The 14,996-nt window shown below is 39.0% G+C and carries 8 protein-coding genes; 2 read left to right on the forward strand and 6 right to left on the reverse strand.

The window, feature by feature from the left end; translation table 11 throughout:
- The first annotated feature begins 138 nt into the window (after window positions 1-138).
- Window positions 139-5,073 (forward strand): translocation/assembly module TamB domain-containing protein, encoded by a 4,935-nt coding sequence (locus L1S31_RS08335; protein ID WP_236464269.1) that lies wholly within the window; start codon window positions 139-141, stop codon window positions 5,071-5,073.
- Complete coding sequence (gene tamL / locus L1S31_RS08340) at window positions 5,066-7,411, forward strand: translocation and assembly module lipoprotein TamL (RefSeq protein WP_236464270.1); 2,346 nt, start codon at window positions 5,066-5,068, stop codon at window positions 7,409-7,411. Before L1S31_RS08335 ends, tamL begins: the two co-directional genes overlap by 8 nt.
- On the opposite strand, the gene L1S31_RS08345 is transcribed toward tamL, so the two are convergent.
- The 6 genes from L1S31_RS08345 to L1S31_RS08370 all read right to left on the reverse strand — a co-directional run bounded on the left by L1S31_RS08345 (window position 7,412) and on the right by L1S31_RS08370 (window position 14,949).
- Entirely contained in the window at window positions 7,412-8,776 is a 1,365-nt protein-coding gene (locus tag L1S31_RS08345) for an outer membrane beta-barrel protein (RefSeq protein WP_236464271.1), read from the reverse strand. It abuts the gene before it with no gap.
- A 4-nt stretch (window positions 8,777-8,780) separates the two neighbouring features.
- Window positions 8,781-10,724, reverse strand: coding sequence for a KUP/HAK/KT family potassium transporter (locus L1S31_RS08350; protein WP_236464272.1), 1,944 nt, complete (start codon window positions 10,722-10,724; stop codon window positions 8,781-8,783).
- 96 nt (window positions 10,725-10,820) lie between these two features.
- The gene (locus L1S31_RS08355; protein ID WP_236464273.1) at window positions 10,821-11,507 is read right to left on the reverse strand and encodes a response regulator; all 687 of its coding nucleotides are present in this window, start codon (window positions 11,505-11,507) and stop codon (window positions 10,821-10,823) included.
- The gene (locus L1S31_RS08360) at window positions 11,497-12,603 is read right to left on the reverse strand and encodes a sensor histidine kinase (RefSeq protein WP_236464274.1); all 1,107 of its coding nucleotides are present in this window, start codon (window positions 12,601-12,603) and stop codon (window positions 11,497-11,499) included. The genes L1S31_RS08355 and L1S31_RS08360 overlap by 11 nt, the downstream gene beginning before the upstream one ends.
- A 121-nt stretch (window positions 12,604-12,724) precedes the next feature.
- Entirely contained in the window at window positions 12,725-14,026 is a 1,302-nt protein-coding gene (locus L1S31_RS08365) for an ABC transporter permease (RefSeq protein WP_236464275.1), read from the reverse strand.
- Window positions 14,026-14,949, reverse strand: coding sequence for an ABC transporter ATP-binding protein (locus L1S31_RS08370; RefSeq protein ID WP_236464276.1), 924 nt, complete (start codon window positions 14,947-14,949; stop codon window positions 14,026-14,028). The genes L1S31_RS08365 and L1S31_RS08370 overlap by 1 nt, the downstream gene beginning before the upstream one ends.
- Window positions 14,950-14,996 lie beyond the last annotated feature (47 nt).

Consider the following 14,996-nt stretch of genomic DNA (forward strand, 5'->3'; position numbering starts at 1 on the left):
ATTATATAAAGGTTTTACCTAATAAAATTGTCATCTTTGAGGTGAATAAGCGGAATCTATCCTCTTATTTCTCTAACCAACGACAATTTAGATTTGAAAAAGTACTTTACAAAAGGCCTAAGGATTATCCTTTGGATAATGCTGTCCCTCATAGGATTAGTCCTGTTGGCTGTTATTGCGCTTCAAATTCCAGCTGTCCAAAATTATGCTAAAGGCAAAGCTGTTGCTTACCTCGAAGACAAACTAAAAACCAAAGTTGTTGTCAACAAACTCCAAATTGCCTTTCCAAAAGACGTCACATTACAAGGCGTTTATTTTGAAGATCAAAAAAAAGATACGCTTTTGTCAGGTAAAAAGATTGCCGCAAACATTAATCTATACGGAATTTTATTTGGCAACAAGGTTGAAATCAATTCGGTGGAATTGGATGGCATCGTCGCCCACGTTGACCGGAATAAGGACAATATTTTCAATTTCAATTACATTATCGAGGCTTTCAAATCTCCTGAAAAACAGGATGACAATTCGCCCCCAATGGAATTTTTATTGGATAAGATCAAAATGGATAATGTCCGAATCCGATACAATGACGTCTATTCGAATAATAATTTAAAGCTGAATATAAATCATTTAGATACGCGCCTCAAAACATTTGACCTCAACCAAATGAATTTTGAGGTTCCGCGTTTTAAGATTGATGGAATGCAGTTTTCGTATAAACAAGGTTTGGTTGGAAATGTAGTTGAACCCAAAACAGCAAAATCGAAAAGTCCAGATTTAAAACTGAAATTGGGAACGCTCGACTTATCCAAAATCAAAGTCGATTACCAGGACGACAATTCCAAAATTACAACCAATATCGGCTTGGATAAATTGTTGGTAAAAGTCAATGCGTTCGATTTAAAAACCAATACGATTGATCTCGATAAAATAGAATTGTCCAATGCAAATGGTGGTTTGGCCTTAGGCAAAATCCCAACACAGGAAGATAAAAAAACAGCAGGCTCAAAATCTAATTGGAAAGTAAAAGTAAACGAAGTCGCTTTTGAAAAAGTAAATTTCACTTTTGACAATGCCAATGGTGACGCAGTTCAGAAAGGAATTGATTACAGGCATCTTGGCATCAAAAACCTCAACCTTGGCGCGGAAAGAATCGCTTACAATGCGCAAACCATTTCCGGAAAAATCAACGCTATGAAAGCCGAGGAAAAAAGCGGGGTAAAAATAGAATCCTTCAAAACCGATTTCTATTACGGAGAAAAAACAGCCTACTTAAAGGATTTGTATTTTAAAACGCCACAAAGTACCGTGCGAAACGAAATCGTCATTGGTTATCCATCGATTGAATCGCTTTCCAAAAATCCGGGCGGACTTATCGTAAATGCCAATCTGAATCAAAGTAAAATCGGATTTAAGGACATTCTTCTTTTTGCGCCTGAATTGTCAAATACCAATCCGTTCAAAAGCAATCCTAATGCTGTGGTTCTTTTGGACACAAAAATATCAGGAAAGCTAAGCAACCTTAATTTCCCAAAACTTCAGCTTAGCGGAATTGGCGCTACGAAAGTCAATGCCAGTGGCTGGGTTGTGGGTTTGCCCGATTTTAAAAAGGCATATTTCAACCTTAACATCAAAAACCTGCAATCGAGTGCAAAAGATGTTTATGCGTTTGTTCCGAAAAATACCATTCCAACCAACATTCAACTGCCGTCACAATTCAGTACCAAAGGAACTTTCAGAGGAACCATCAATAATTTCAGTACCAATATGGACTTGGCAACAAGTTCCGGAAATGCCAAAATAAAAGGTTCGTTGGATCGAAGGATTAAAAACCGTGAAAAATACAATCTTGATGCTGCATTGGATAATTTCGATTTGGGAAGGTTTTTGAAAAACGATTCTATCGGAAAGATAACGTTGAAAACGGAAATCAAAGGAACAGGCTTTAATCCGAAAACAGCAAACGCTGTAGCCAATGCCACAATAATTAAGGCCAATTACAATCATTACACCTATCAAAACCTGGTTGTTGACGGGAAAATCAATAATGGGGCTTTCAATGCCAATGCGTTTATCAAAGATCCCAATTTGAAATTTGACCTGGTGTCGAGCGGCAGTTTTAAGGACAAATATCCAAAAGGCGAAATTCATCTGAATGTTGACATAGCCGACTTAAACAAACTCAACCTGCACGCCGGGCCTTTGAAACTGCGAGGCGAACTTGACGCCGACATACAATCGGCGGATATTGATTTCCTCAACGGGAAAGCGAGCATCCATCATCTGCTGATTGCCAATGACAAAGAGCAGTTTGCTACAGATTCGATTAATGTCGTTGCGGTTGCAACAGCAGAAAAAAATTCCATCACTTTGGATTCCCAATTTATGGACGCCGAATTTGTTGGAAAATACAGATTGTCGACTTTAGCGAATTCGGTAAAAAACAGCGTTTCGCATTATTACAATTTAAAAGCCACTTCGAAAAACGTTCCTTATGGCCCACAACAATTGGCATTTAAGGTAAATGTAAAAAGCACTCCACTCCTACTGAAAATAGTTCCTGCAATTAAAAGCATTGAACCTATTGCTCTCAGCGGAAGATACAATTCGGTTAATGACACGATTGTTTTGAATGGTTCGATACCGAAATTGGTTTATGGTAACAACACTATTGCGAATGGCATGATAAAAATTGACACAAAAGACGATGCCTTGGTTTATAATTTGAGTGTGGATGAAATCAGGAACAATCAGTTTCTGCTGCACCGCACCAGTTTTTCAGGAACGGCTGCCAAAGATCTTTTAGATTATACTCTGCTCGTTAAGGATTACAATAACAAAGACCGTTATTTGATTGCCGGTAATTTAAAATCTCAGAATGGTGGCAGTGAAATTTGGCTTGACCCAAAAAAATTATTGCTGAATTATGACAACTGGAAACTTTCTGAAGACAACCGCATCCGGATTTCCGACAGAGGGATTTATGTAACCAATTTCGATTTGAGAAAAGGCGACAGCAGTGTAATATTTGAATCCCAAAATGATGGATACAATCCTCCGCTGGAAGTCGACTTCAGGGATTTTGAAATCAAAACCATCGCCGACATCGTTCAGATGAAAAACCTAGAAATGAATGGACTGATCAATGGAAATGTGGTGTTGAAAGACTTAATGTCAAAGGTACTTTTCACTGCCACGGTAAGCATTGATGATTTCACTTTCAAAAAAGAGCTTGTTGGAAATATCAATGTCAATGTCGATAATTATACTGCCAATACCTATACTGCTAAAATTGAACTTACAGGACAGGAAAATCAAATGAATCTTGATGGAACCTATCAGGCTACAGCAGACAACCTCAACATGAACCTCGATATCCAAAAGCTGAACCTAAAAAGCGTTCAGGGTTTTTCTATGGAGAATATCAAAGAAGGAACAGGTTACTTTACAGGAAACATGAAAGTTTACGGAAATGCCGGCAACCCAAAATTAGTCGGTGATTTAAAATTCAATGAAATCGGTTTCAAAGCGACCAAACTCAATGCCAAGTTCAAATCGATGAACGATAAATTGGTATTTACCGAGAATGCCATCCTTCTTGACAATTTTACGATTTATGATGAAAAGAACAATGATTTGGTCATCAATGGAAAAGTAGACAATACCAATTATACCAATCTTGGATTTGACTTAACTGTAGATGCTGACAATTTCAAGGCGGTAAATTCAAAAGCAAAAGACAATGATACTTTTTATGGCGAATTGTATTTGGATAATCATTTGACCGTAAAAGGTTCTATGGACAGCCCGTATGTGGAAGGAAACATCAAGATCAATAAAGACACCAAATTTACGGTTGTATTGCCGCAAGACGATCCATCAATAGCTGATCGTGAAGGGATTGTAGAGTTTATCGACCAGGACCAGCCTCAATTATTTACCAAAGTACCATTGGTTGAAGCCACTGCCGAAACCGAAGTAAAAGGAATCAATGCAACGGTAAATATTGAAATCGACAAAGATGCCGAAATATCAATGATTATTGATAAAGGAAATGGCGATTACCTCAAAATGAAAGGCGAAGCGCAACTTTCAGGAGGCATTGACCCTTCGGGAAAAACTACCTTAACCGGACGTTACGCCCTTGAAGAAGGAAGTTATGAAATGAGTTTTAATTTGATAAAAAGGAAATTCGATATCAAAAAAGGAAGCTACATCCTTTGGACTGGTGAACCCACAACAGCCGACATCAACATTATTGCGGTTTATAAACTCCAAACGGCGCCAATCGATTTGTTAAACGACCAGCTTACAGCACTGACTCCTGAGGAACGCAATACCTACAAACAAAAAATACCTTTTGAAACCGAGCTTAAAATGACTGGCGAATTATTGAAACCCAACATTACGTTTGACATTATCCTGCCTGAAGGAAACAATTCGGTTTCAAGCGACATCATTACCAAAACCGAAGCCAAACTGGCACAACTGCGACAAGAACCGGACGATTTAAACAAACAGGTTTTCGCCTTGCTTTTATTGAACCGATTCATAGGTGAAGACCCATTCTCAAGCGAAAGTGGTGGAACTACGGCTTCATCCCTGGCACGCGAAAGCGCAAGTAAAGTATTATCGCAACAATTGAATAACCTTGCCAGCGATTTGATAAAAGGCTTTGAAGTGGATTTTGATTTGGATTCGTCAGAAGATTATACCACAGGCCAAAAAGAAAACAAAACCGATTTGAATGTTGGGCTCTCCAAGAAACTATTGAACGATCGATTGAAAGTAACTGTCGGAAGTACGTTTGGGATTGAAGGTCCTGAACAGGTAAATAAGGAAACCAATACCATTGCAGGCGACATTGCAGCCGAATATCAAATTTCAAAAGATGGACGCTACAAAGTCCGCGCCTACAGGAAAAACCTCTATCAGGTTGCCTTGCAGGGACAAGTCATTGAAACCGGAGTTGGATTCATCATTACTCTGGATTACAACAAATTCAGGGAATTATTCCATTCAAAAAAAGATACGGATAAACCAAAAAAAGCTAAAAAGAAAACAAATGATTAGGAAGTTATGCTACATAGTAGTCCTGGTATTATTTGCAACCGCATGCAACTCGACAAAGTTTGTTCCGGAAGGCGACCTGCTTTATACCGGAGCAACCGTAAAAGTGGTAAAAGACAGTAATATCACAAACAAACAACGCAAGCTTTTACAAGCAAAACTCAAAGAAATTCCGCGTCCACTCCCGAACAAAAAGTTTTTGGGAGTCCGTTATAAATTATTTTTCTACAATCTTGCCGGTGAACCAAAAAAAGAAAAAGGATTTCGTCATTGGTTAAAAACGTCTCTGGGTGAAGCTCCGGTTTTATTCAGCCAAGTTGACTTGGAATACAATAGGAGTTTGCTGCAGAATTTTTCAGAAAACAATGGATACTTCAATACCCGAACCAGCGCCGATTCGACAAGGCATGGAAGACGCGCAACTGCGGAATATAAGGTAAACGCAGGAAAGCAATACAAAATCAAATCGGTGGAATTTCCATCAGATTCATCCGTAATTGGAAAAGCCGTGGCACGGACTTACAAACGTGGAAGCGATAAAACAACGGGAAGGCAGAATATCAAAGATAAAAAAGCCAAACCCGGAAGAGTAAGAAGCCTGCTTAAAGTGGGTGATCCTTACAGCCTGGACAATATCAAGCTGGAAAGAAAACGAATCGATACCCGTCTGAAGGAAAAAGGTTTTTATTATTTCAATGAAGATTATATCCTGGTTCAGGTAGACAGTACTGTTGGAAAATATGAAGTTGATTTAAAGGTAAAAGTAAAAGACGAAGCACCTGTTGCAGCCAAGACACCTTATAAAATCAATCGGATTATCATTTACCCAAATTATTCGATTAATAATGATACGATGAAGACTTATGAAAAATACAAAGACCTCAGAATCATTGGCAACGATGGTTTGTTTAAACCTCGTGTTTGGGACAGGACATTGTATTTTAAAAGAAATGATTTGTACAACAGGACCAACCATAACCTTACCTTAAACCGATTGGTAAACCTTGGGACATTTAAGTTTGTAAAAAACCAGTTCAAGGAATCGGATACGATTGGAAATTACCTTGATGCTTATTACTATTTAACACCTCTGGAACGGAAATCAATCCGTGTTGAAATATTGGCTAAAACCAATTCGGCGAATTATACCGGTAGCGAATTAAAGATAAACTGGAGCAACCGCAATACTTTCCACGGTGCTGAATTATTGACTATTTCTACATTTGGCGGTGTCGAAGTACAATTGGGAGGCAAAAATAATGGCTTTAATGTTTTCCGTTATGGTGGTGAAGCCAGCTTAACATGGCCACGATTCATTTCTCCGTTCAGGCTCAAATCGTCGAGCGGATTTGTTCCGCGGACCAATGCAACAATTGGCTACGAATTCCAAAACAGGATGAAACTGTATTCGCTGCAAACCTTCAAAGGCTCGTTTGGTTATGGCTGGAAAGAAGACGTTCGCAAGGAACATCAATTGAACATCACGGAAATCAGCTACGTAAGGCCTCAAAATGTGACCGATTTGTATCAGGAGCAGGTTGATTTGAACCCGTCATTAAAACACGTAATTGAAAAGCAACTGATTTTCGGGCCAACTTATTATTTTACCTATACGAATGAAATGAATCAGAGAAGGAAAAACACCTTCTATTACAAAGGCGGAATCGATTTGTCGGGAAATATAGCTGGCTTGGTTACCGGTGCTGATATCAAAAAAGGAGATACGATTAAGATTTTTGACATTGCATTCAGCCAGTTTGTCAAAATCCAAAATGAATTCAAACACACCTATAAATTCAATAAAACATCATTGCTTAAAAGCCGAATCATAATCGGAGCTGCCTTTGCTTATGGTAATTCAGACGAGATTCCGTTTAGTAAACAATTCTTCATTGGCGGAACCAACAGCCTTCGCGCTTTCCGCTCAAGGTCATTGGGTCCCGGAAGTTATGATGGTTCCAACGAAGTGAGCGAATTTATTCCCGACCAATCGGGTGACGTGAAATTGGAATTCAATACCGAATACAGAACTGACATCTATAAATTTATAAAGGGCGCCCTATTCCTCGATGCGGGAAATATTTGGCTTATCAATAAGGATATAGACAAACCGGGTTCCCAATTTACCAAAGATTTTATGAAGGATATCGCTGTGGGCATTGGCGCGGGGCTTCGTTTTGATTTCAGCTTTTTGGTACTGCGCACCGATTTGGCATTCCCAATACGAAAACCTTTTCTTCCCAACGGGCAACGCTGGGTACTTGATGAAGTCAACTTTGGCAGCGGTTCCTGGCGTAAATCAAACCTATTGTTCAATCTGGCAATTGGGTACCCGTTTTAGTTATATCCTAAACAAAATTGCAAAAACAATCCTATTTTCCATTTTTACCAAATCGGGTTTCCAGTCAGATGGCAATGGTGTTGTAGTATAACCTGATGGCGAAGTTACGCCGCCACTTCCTGCAAAGTAAGGAACACTTGATTCCCTGTGGACAAATTCCACCCTAAAGGTAATGCTTTGGTTGGGCATGAAATCGAAATTGGTTGAACAATCCCAGCCTTCAAATTGGTCGCCTGGATTTGCTGTAAACGGATGTGTTCCTGCAGGTTGTGTAGGATTATTGGGATTTGGAAGCGGGCTCGCATCGCCTGTTGGATATAAAACCAAGTACCTTCCGGGATTTTTCATGACTCCACCACCTATTGTCCACGCCATTTTATCCTTATTGAACCAAATACGGTTGTAGATCATTCCGCTAAGGAAATATTGTGACGGTTTTTGAGCATTGCCATTAAATCCTGCTACTCCATCGCCATTTTCAAATCCAACATCGAAAGTTGAAGAAAAAGCCGCTTTGCTGATTCCCTTTGATTTGGGCTGGTTAAAATAGCGTACCAATAAACTATTGTCCGAGTGAAAGCGGATCCTGTTCTTTAAACCTGCTGCATCAGTTCCGTAATAATCATTCGTCAACAATTTTACCGCTTCATTGGGGCACCAGGTTAGGTTTCCTCCTATTCCCGGCATGCTGTTGAACTTACCATAACTTTGCCAGCCGTTAATCAGCCAGCCTTCAATTTTTAAGGTTTTGGTTGGAAAAATCTGTACACGCAGACCATTGAAAAACCAAGGAGTGTTATCTGAAGTAAACGAAGCCTGGTATTCCCAGTTCTCAACCTGGTAATAAGAGTTCAAACCAATATATGACATGAACATTCCGGCATCTACATTGATTCCGTACCATTTATTAAAGTGGTAACCAGCATAGGCTTCAGACAAATAACGATAGACATTATCTAATTGATACTGACCTCTATAAACACTATAATCATTGCGCGGAATTACAGTAGAACGCGTTCCAAACTGCATCATGATTTTCCCGCGGGCACCTTCATAATAGAAATCGCCACCAATATTGGCACTCGAAACCTGCATTTCATTGTTGCGTGCCAAAGCGGTTGAACCTACTACCGTATTATCAATTGGGTTGTTGAACGAATGCGTATAATTCGCATCAATCATAACGCTTCCTGTAAAATATTTACCTGATAAAACCGGTGGTTTTGTCCTTCTGTCGGAACCATTCTGCCAGGACATGTCCATTCCTTCAAATGGAATTTTTTCCTTTAAAGTATCCTGAACTGTATTTTGTGCAAAACCTGTCATACAACTAAGCATTGCGATTGTTGAGATTATTTTATTCATGATCTTAAATTGTTTTTCTTTCTAATTGTAATTTGGAAATCGGTTGATATACTATTGGGACGTTTTCTATTTCGACATCGCTTTTGTCCAGGCCAAATGCTTTTTCATCTGACAATGACAATCCTTTGAGCCAGTAATAGGAATGTAACAGTAAGGCGTCTTTGGTGCCAAAATCATTTTCGACGGAAATGAATTTTTCGATGATGATGAATTTGAAATCAGGTTCTGTATTATACTTGGTCGAACCGTCAGGCCTGATGTGCAGTTTCAGTTCTTTTTTGTTAACCAAATCCTGGACAATTTTCTTGAAATACAATTCAACTTTTGGCTGCACCCGAAAACCTATATTCAGTACAATCTTGATGACTTTATCGTCTAACAATTCGATGACTTCGTAGTTGAGTGTGAAAGGCTCATTGGTTCGGTTGATATGGAAAAACCAATAAATATCAGCACGCTTGGGTTGTTTGGAAAATATCGATTTGATGATTTTCTCTTCAATTTCATAGGTCTTATCCGCTTTGGACAGGTAAATGAGATGCGTAGCATATTTCGGAATCGCATCGTCTTCGCTTAATTCCTTAAGCATTGGGATTTGTTCCGTCAGGTTGGAAAACTTCAGGAAGCGGTTGTTAATTTTTCGGGAATAATACCAAACATACATCACCAAAAAGATGAACAGTTCAAAAAACAAAAACATCCATCGTTCCTTTATTTTAGAGACATTAGCAATGAAAAAGGAAACTTCAATAATCGAAAAAACGATTAGGATTAAGGTCACCCAGCCTTTGTTTACTTTTTTGATAAAGACCAGATAATACATCAGCAAAAGCGTGGTCATCATCATGGCAATCGTAATCGAGAATCCATAAGCTGCTTCCATGTGCGTAGAGTTTTTGAAATACAATATCATTAGTATGCAACCAATCCACAGTATGGTGTTCACTGACGGAATATAGATTTGCCCTTTTAGATTCGTTGGATTTTTGAGTTTGACCCTTGGCCAGAAGTTGAGCGAAATCGCTTCATTTATCAAAGTGAATGAACCGCTGATTAGTGCCTGCGATGCAATGATTGTGGCCAATGTAGCTATAATGATCCCGATGAGTAGAAACCATTGTGGCATGATTTGGTAAAACGGATTTCGGTCGCCAAGCAATGGATTTTGCTGATTCATCAGCCAGGAAGCCTGGCCCAAATAATTAACAACCAAACATATTTTTACAAAAACCCAGCTAATCCGAATATTCTTTTTCCCGCAATGCCCTAAGTCGGAATACAATGCTTCAGCTCCGGTTGTGCAAAGAAAGACTGCACCAAGCAGCCAGAATCCGTGTGGGTATTCGACCAGCAATTGGTAGGCGTATATCGGATTTAATGCTTTTAGGATGTTGGGGTGGTGTAAAATTTGGGAAAAACCTAAAACAAACAGCATCGAAAACCAAACCACCATTGCCGGTCCAAAGATGAACCCTACTTTCTGTGTCCCAAAACGCTGGAAAAGGAAGATTCCTGAGAGAATTGCAATTACAATCGGAATCGTTGGAATATCGGGAATGATGACTTCCAAACCTTCAACAGCAGAAGCTACAGAAATGGGAGGTGTGATGATTCCGTCTGCCAACAGAGTGGTTGCACCAAGAATTGTTGGAATTACCAGTTTCCCTTTTCCAAAACGTTTGACTAAGGCATAAAGCGAAAAGACTCCGCCTTCGCCATGATTATCTGCTGAAAGTGTCAGGAAAATGTATTTGAAAGTCGTTTGAAAAGTCAGCGTCCAAAAAACACAGGAAACTCCGCCATAGACCAATAATTCGGAAATGGGCCTGTCTCCAATAATGGCTTTCATAACGTACAACGGACTGGTACCAATGTCTCCATAGATGATTCCGAGTGCGACGAGAAGCGTTACCGCGGTTACTTTTTGATGTGTGGAAAGAGAATTCATAAGTAAGGTATTTAGAAAAAATTTGACATGAGTTGTCCCTGATGGTATTCTACAGAGAATCCACAAAGAGATTTTAAACGAAATGTGATTTAGATTTTAACCCGAATTAAAACGGTAGCCAACACCCGATTCGGTGATTATATATTTAGGAAGGTTGGGATCATCTTCGATTTTTTTCCGGAGCTGTGCTACAAAAACCCTCAAATATTGGGTTTGTTCTGCATAAGCATTTCCCCAAATTTCCTTTAGGATGTATTGATGCGTCAGTACGCGCCCATCATTTTTGAGCAGTAAGGTAAATAGATTGTATTCAGTTGCGGTTAGTTTTAAGACTTCCTCATTTAGTTTGATGATTCTCGAAGCAAAATCAACCGTAATATTTCCAAAAGCAATGATCGGTTCCTGGTTTTGATTGAAACTGCCACGCAAAGCTGTCCTTATTCGGGCTAAAAGTTCCTGTGTCCTAAAAGGTTTAGTCAGATAGTCATTGGCACCATTATCCAATGCTTTTACTATTTCCTCTTCGGTGCTTTTTACTGATAGAATGATGATGGGATTTTGATACCAATCGCGTAATTTCTTCAATATTTCCTGACCGTCTTCATCGGGCAAACCCAAATCCAACAGGATCAAATCGGGTTGATGGCTCGCCGCCATTGTGATTCCCTCTTTACCGTTGACTGCAAACAGCAATTTATACCCATTTGCTTCAAGCGTAATTTCGAGAAGCTTCCTGATTTGGCTTTCGTCGTCAATGACTAATATGGAATAACTATTGCTCATTTTCTACGGTATTTATTGGCAAAGAATCCACTGCAAAAGCCATTTCAAAAACAGCTCCGCCCTCTTCAGCATTACTCAGTTGTATTGTTCCATGCTGCACTTCTACAAATCCTTTTACAATTGAAAGCCCTAAGCCTGTCCCACCAGTTTTTGAATGCTGTAATCTGTAAAACTTATCAAATACTTTATCTATTTCATTTTCAGGAAAACCATGACCATCATCGGCAATAGTAATTACGCATTTTTTAATCACATCCATGTGCATGTCATAATCGGCATCCACTTCATATTTTACATCAATTTGAATCTTTGCGCCTTTTGGTGTGTATTGTGTTGCATTATAAATCAGGTTGTAAAGGATTTGATCCATCAATCCATAATCAAGTCTGAAAAGTGGTAAATTTTCTTCGGCGTTTATAATTAGTTTATGATGTGCTAATTCTTCTGTCAATCGATTGCTGGCATTGTAGATGATTTCCTTAACATCGCACCAATCGAGTTTGGGCTGAATATAACCTGATTCAAGACGTGACATATTCAGCAGGTTTTCAACCTGATAGTTCAGCTTTATCGATGCTTTTTCAATTTCATCCAATAGGTTTTCTTTACTGTCTGGAGAAAGATCTACATTCTTTTGTTGCAGTGTATCTATTGAACCAATGATTGCAGCAATTGGTGTTCGGAGTTCATGGGAAAGTGAATCCAGCAGCGTATTATACAATTTCATTGTATTGGCTTTGGCTTCCTTAATATGGATTGCCTTTTGCATTCGTTTGATTTTATAAGTCAAAACAGCATTTATAAGCGTTATAACAAAGAACAATAACAGCAGTAAAGCATCTTCGGCACTATCAATATGAAGTGTATAATAGGGTTTTATAAATAGGAAATCTAACGCTAAGGCGCTGAGGACCGCAGCTATCAATACTGGCTTTATTTCGAAGAAAATAGCCAGTATGGAAACCAGGAATAAAAGTAAGTAACCAATGATTTTATAATCGATGACATCGCGCACGAACAGTCCCAATAATGAAACCGCCGTAACCGAGAGTATGCTGATTAAGTACTGATTATTTTTGGCTTTAAACTCTAACATGGCTTTGCTGCTAATTTTTGACAAAGTTACGGCATTCGTTATAAGTAGAATATAAAGCAAATGTTAGAAAGCATAAAGATTTTATAAAGATTTTCAGATTATGAAACCTTTATGCCTTTTTCTAATATCTAAGCCATTTCGCAAGTTCTTTCCAGCTTGGTTTTTTGCCATACATCAAAATACCAACACGGTAAATTTTGGCCGCAAACCAAACAACGCCAAGGAAGGTTCCAAACAATATCAGCATTGAAACAATAATCTGCCAGGTTGGAACACCAAACGGAATCCGCATCATCATTACTATTGGAGAAGTCAGCGGAATCATCGAAAAGACTGTGGCAATGGTTCCGTGAGGGTCATTCATTACGGTAAAGAAACCTATGTAAACTCCCAAAATCAAAGGCATGATGATTGGCAGTAAGAACTGCTGCGAATCGGTTTCGTTATCAACAGCCGCACCAATTGACGCATAAAATGAGCTGTATAAAAAATAACCTCCGATAAAGTAAATGATAAATGATATCAAAATGGTTGCGATTGGAAGGTTCCAAAGTTCCTTAATGTACATTTGAATGTCACTGCCCGAATGCTGTGCTGCTTCCACAGCCTGAGCTCCGGCTGCACCTGATGCTCCCATATGTACACCAAGCATTCCCGAAAGAATAAACATCGCACTCAAACCTAAAACAGCCCAAATTAGGAATTGCAAAATTCCGGCTAAAGAGGTTCCAATGATTTTACCCATCATCAATTGGAATGGTTTTACCGATGAAATGATGACTTCAATGATACGTGAAGTCTTTTCTTCGATAACGCTTCGCATGACCATATTTCCGTATAAAATAATGAACATCATAATCAGGTAACCAAAAGCACCACCAATGATGATTTTGATTTCGTTCAAGCCTTTCAATGCCTGTTCACCCGACGCCTTTTCCAAATAAATCGAAACATCAGCTTTGGCATTGTTGATTTTTAGGGTATCCAAACCAGCTTTCTGGAAATTCTCTGCTGTAATTTTTTTGGCAATGATATCTTCGAGGTCTTCTGTAAAGGAAACGCTCGGGCTGTCATTGGAAACATATTGGATTCCTTTTTGAAGTTTGGCATTATCATCCAATTTCGGAATGATCAAAAGCCCTTCGTAGCTTTCGCTCACGATGCTGTCTTTTAGTGTTTTTAAATCGACCTGAGATAAATCGACATACTTATATTCCTGATCGGTTTTGAACTCATTGACAAACCTTCCGGTTTCATCGTGTATGGCAATGGTTTTCAGCTCGGCTTTCATTGTGCTTAGATATCCCACAAAAACACCAATGGCAACAAACAGCAGCGGACTTAGAAAAGTCATTACGATAAATGATTTATTGCGCACTTTGGCAACAAATTCCCTTTTTATGATAAGAAGTGTTTTGCTCATTATTTCTCGCTTACGGTTTTGATAAAAATATCATTCATACTTGGGATTTTTTCCACAAAATGGGTTACCTGTCCTCGTTGGACTAAGGTGTTCAGCAAATCATTTGGTGTTGCGTTTCCGAGGTTGATTTCCAACTTCAGCTCGTCGTTTAGTGATTTGAAATCAGTTTGGGACAAAGTGAACTTTTGTGACAAATCATACATCAGGCCTTCGATATTATCGCTCAGGATTCCGACTTCGTAGCTATTGCTCCTGAATTTCTTTTTAACATCAATCAGTTTCCCTTCAATCAGTTTGTTTGATTTATGGATTAAGGCAATATAATCACACATTTCCTCAACGCTTTCCATTCGATGCGTAGAAAAGATTACAGATGTTCCCTGTTTGTTCAACTCAATAATTTCATCCTTAATCAGATTGGCGTTCACCGGATCAAAACCAGAGAAAGGTTCGTCAAGGATCAACAACTTTGGTTTGTGCAAAACGGTAACCACGAATTGGATTTTCTGAGCCATACCTTTCGAAAGTTCCTGGATTTTTTTATTCCACCAACCCTGGATTTCCAAACGTTCAAACCAATAGTCCAATTGCTGTTTTGCCTCCTGTTTGGACAAGCCTTTGAGTTGCGCCAGATAGAGGCACTGCTCGCCTACTTTCATGGTTTTGTATAAACCTCTTTCCTCAGGCATGTAACCAATAACGGCAACGTGTTCCGGTTTTAGTTTTTCGCCATCGAGGATAACATCGCCACCATCGGGCATGGTGATTTGGTTTATGATACGGATTAGGGAAGTTTTTCCGGCGCCATTCGGACCAAGAAGTCCATATATGCTGCCTTTGGGAACGGTTAAGGAAACTTCGTTAAGCGCAGTATAATCGCCATATTGCTTAACTACTTTGTTTACTTCAAGTATATTGCTCATACTTTATTAAGATTGATTTCTTTTATTGCCTTATCGGCAGCGTAAAA

Source organism: Flavobacterium wongokense (assembly GCF_021608265.1).
In the GTDB taxonomy this organism is placed as follows: Bacteria; Bacteroidota; Bacteroidia; order Flavobacteriales; family Flavobacteriaceae; genus Flavobacterium; species Flavobacterium wongokense.

Bases quoted from the DNA above. Each gene is read 5' to 3' on its own strand.
- L1S31_RS08335 (WP_236464269.1), top strand. From the start codon at position 139: ATGCTGTCCCTCATAGGATTAGTCCTGTTGGCTGTTATTGCGCTTCAA.
- tamL (WP_236464270.1), top strand. From the start codon at position 5,066: ATGATTAGGAAGTTATGCTACATAGTAGTCCTGGTATTATTTGCAACC.
- L1S31_RS08345 (WP_236464271.1), bottom strand. From the start codon at position 8,776: ATGAATAAAATAATCTCAACAATCGCAATGCTTAGTTGTATGACAGGT.
- L1S31_RS08350 (WP_236464272.1), bottom strand. From the start codon at position 10,724: ATGAATTCTCTTTCCACACATCAAAAAGTAACCGCGGTAACGCTTCTC.
- L1S31_RS08355 (WP_236464273.1), bottom strand. From the start codon at position 11,507: ATGAGCAATAGTTATTCCATATTAGTCATTGACGACGAAAGCCAAATC.
- L1S31_RS08360 (WP_236464274.1), bottom strand. From the start codon at position 12,603: ATGTTAGAGTTTAAAGCCAAAAATAATCAGTACTTAATCAGCATACTC.
- L1S31_RS08365 (WP_236464275.1), bottom strand. From the start codon at position 14,026: ATGAGCAAAACACTTCTTATCATAAAAAGGGAATTTGTTGCCAAAGTG.
- L1S31_RS08370 (WP_236464276.1), bottom strand. From the start codon at position 14,949: ATGAGCAATATACTTGAAGTAAACAAAGTAGTTAAGCAATATGGCGAT.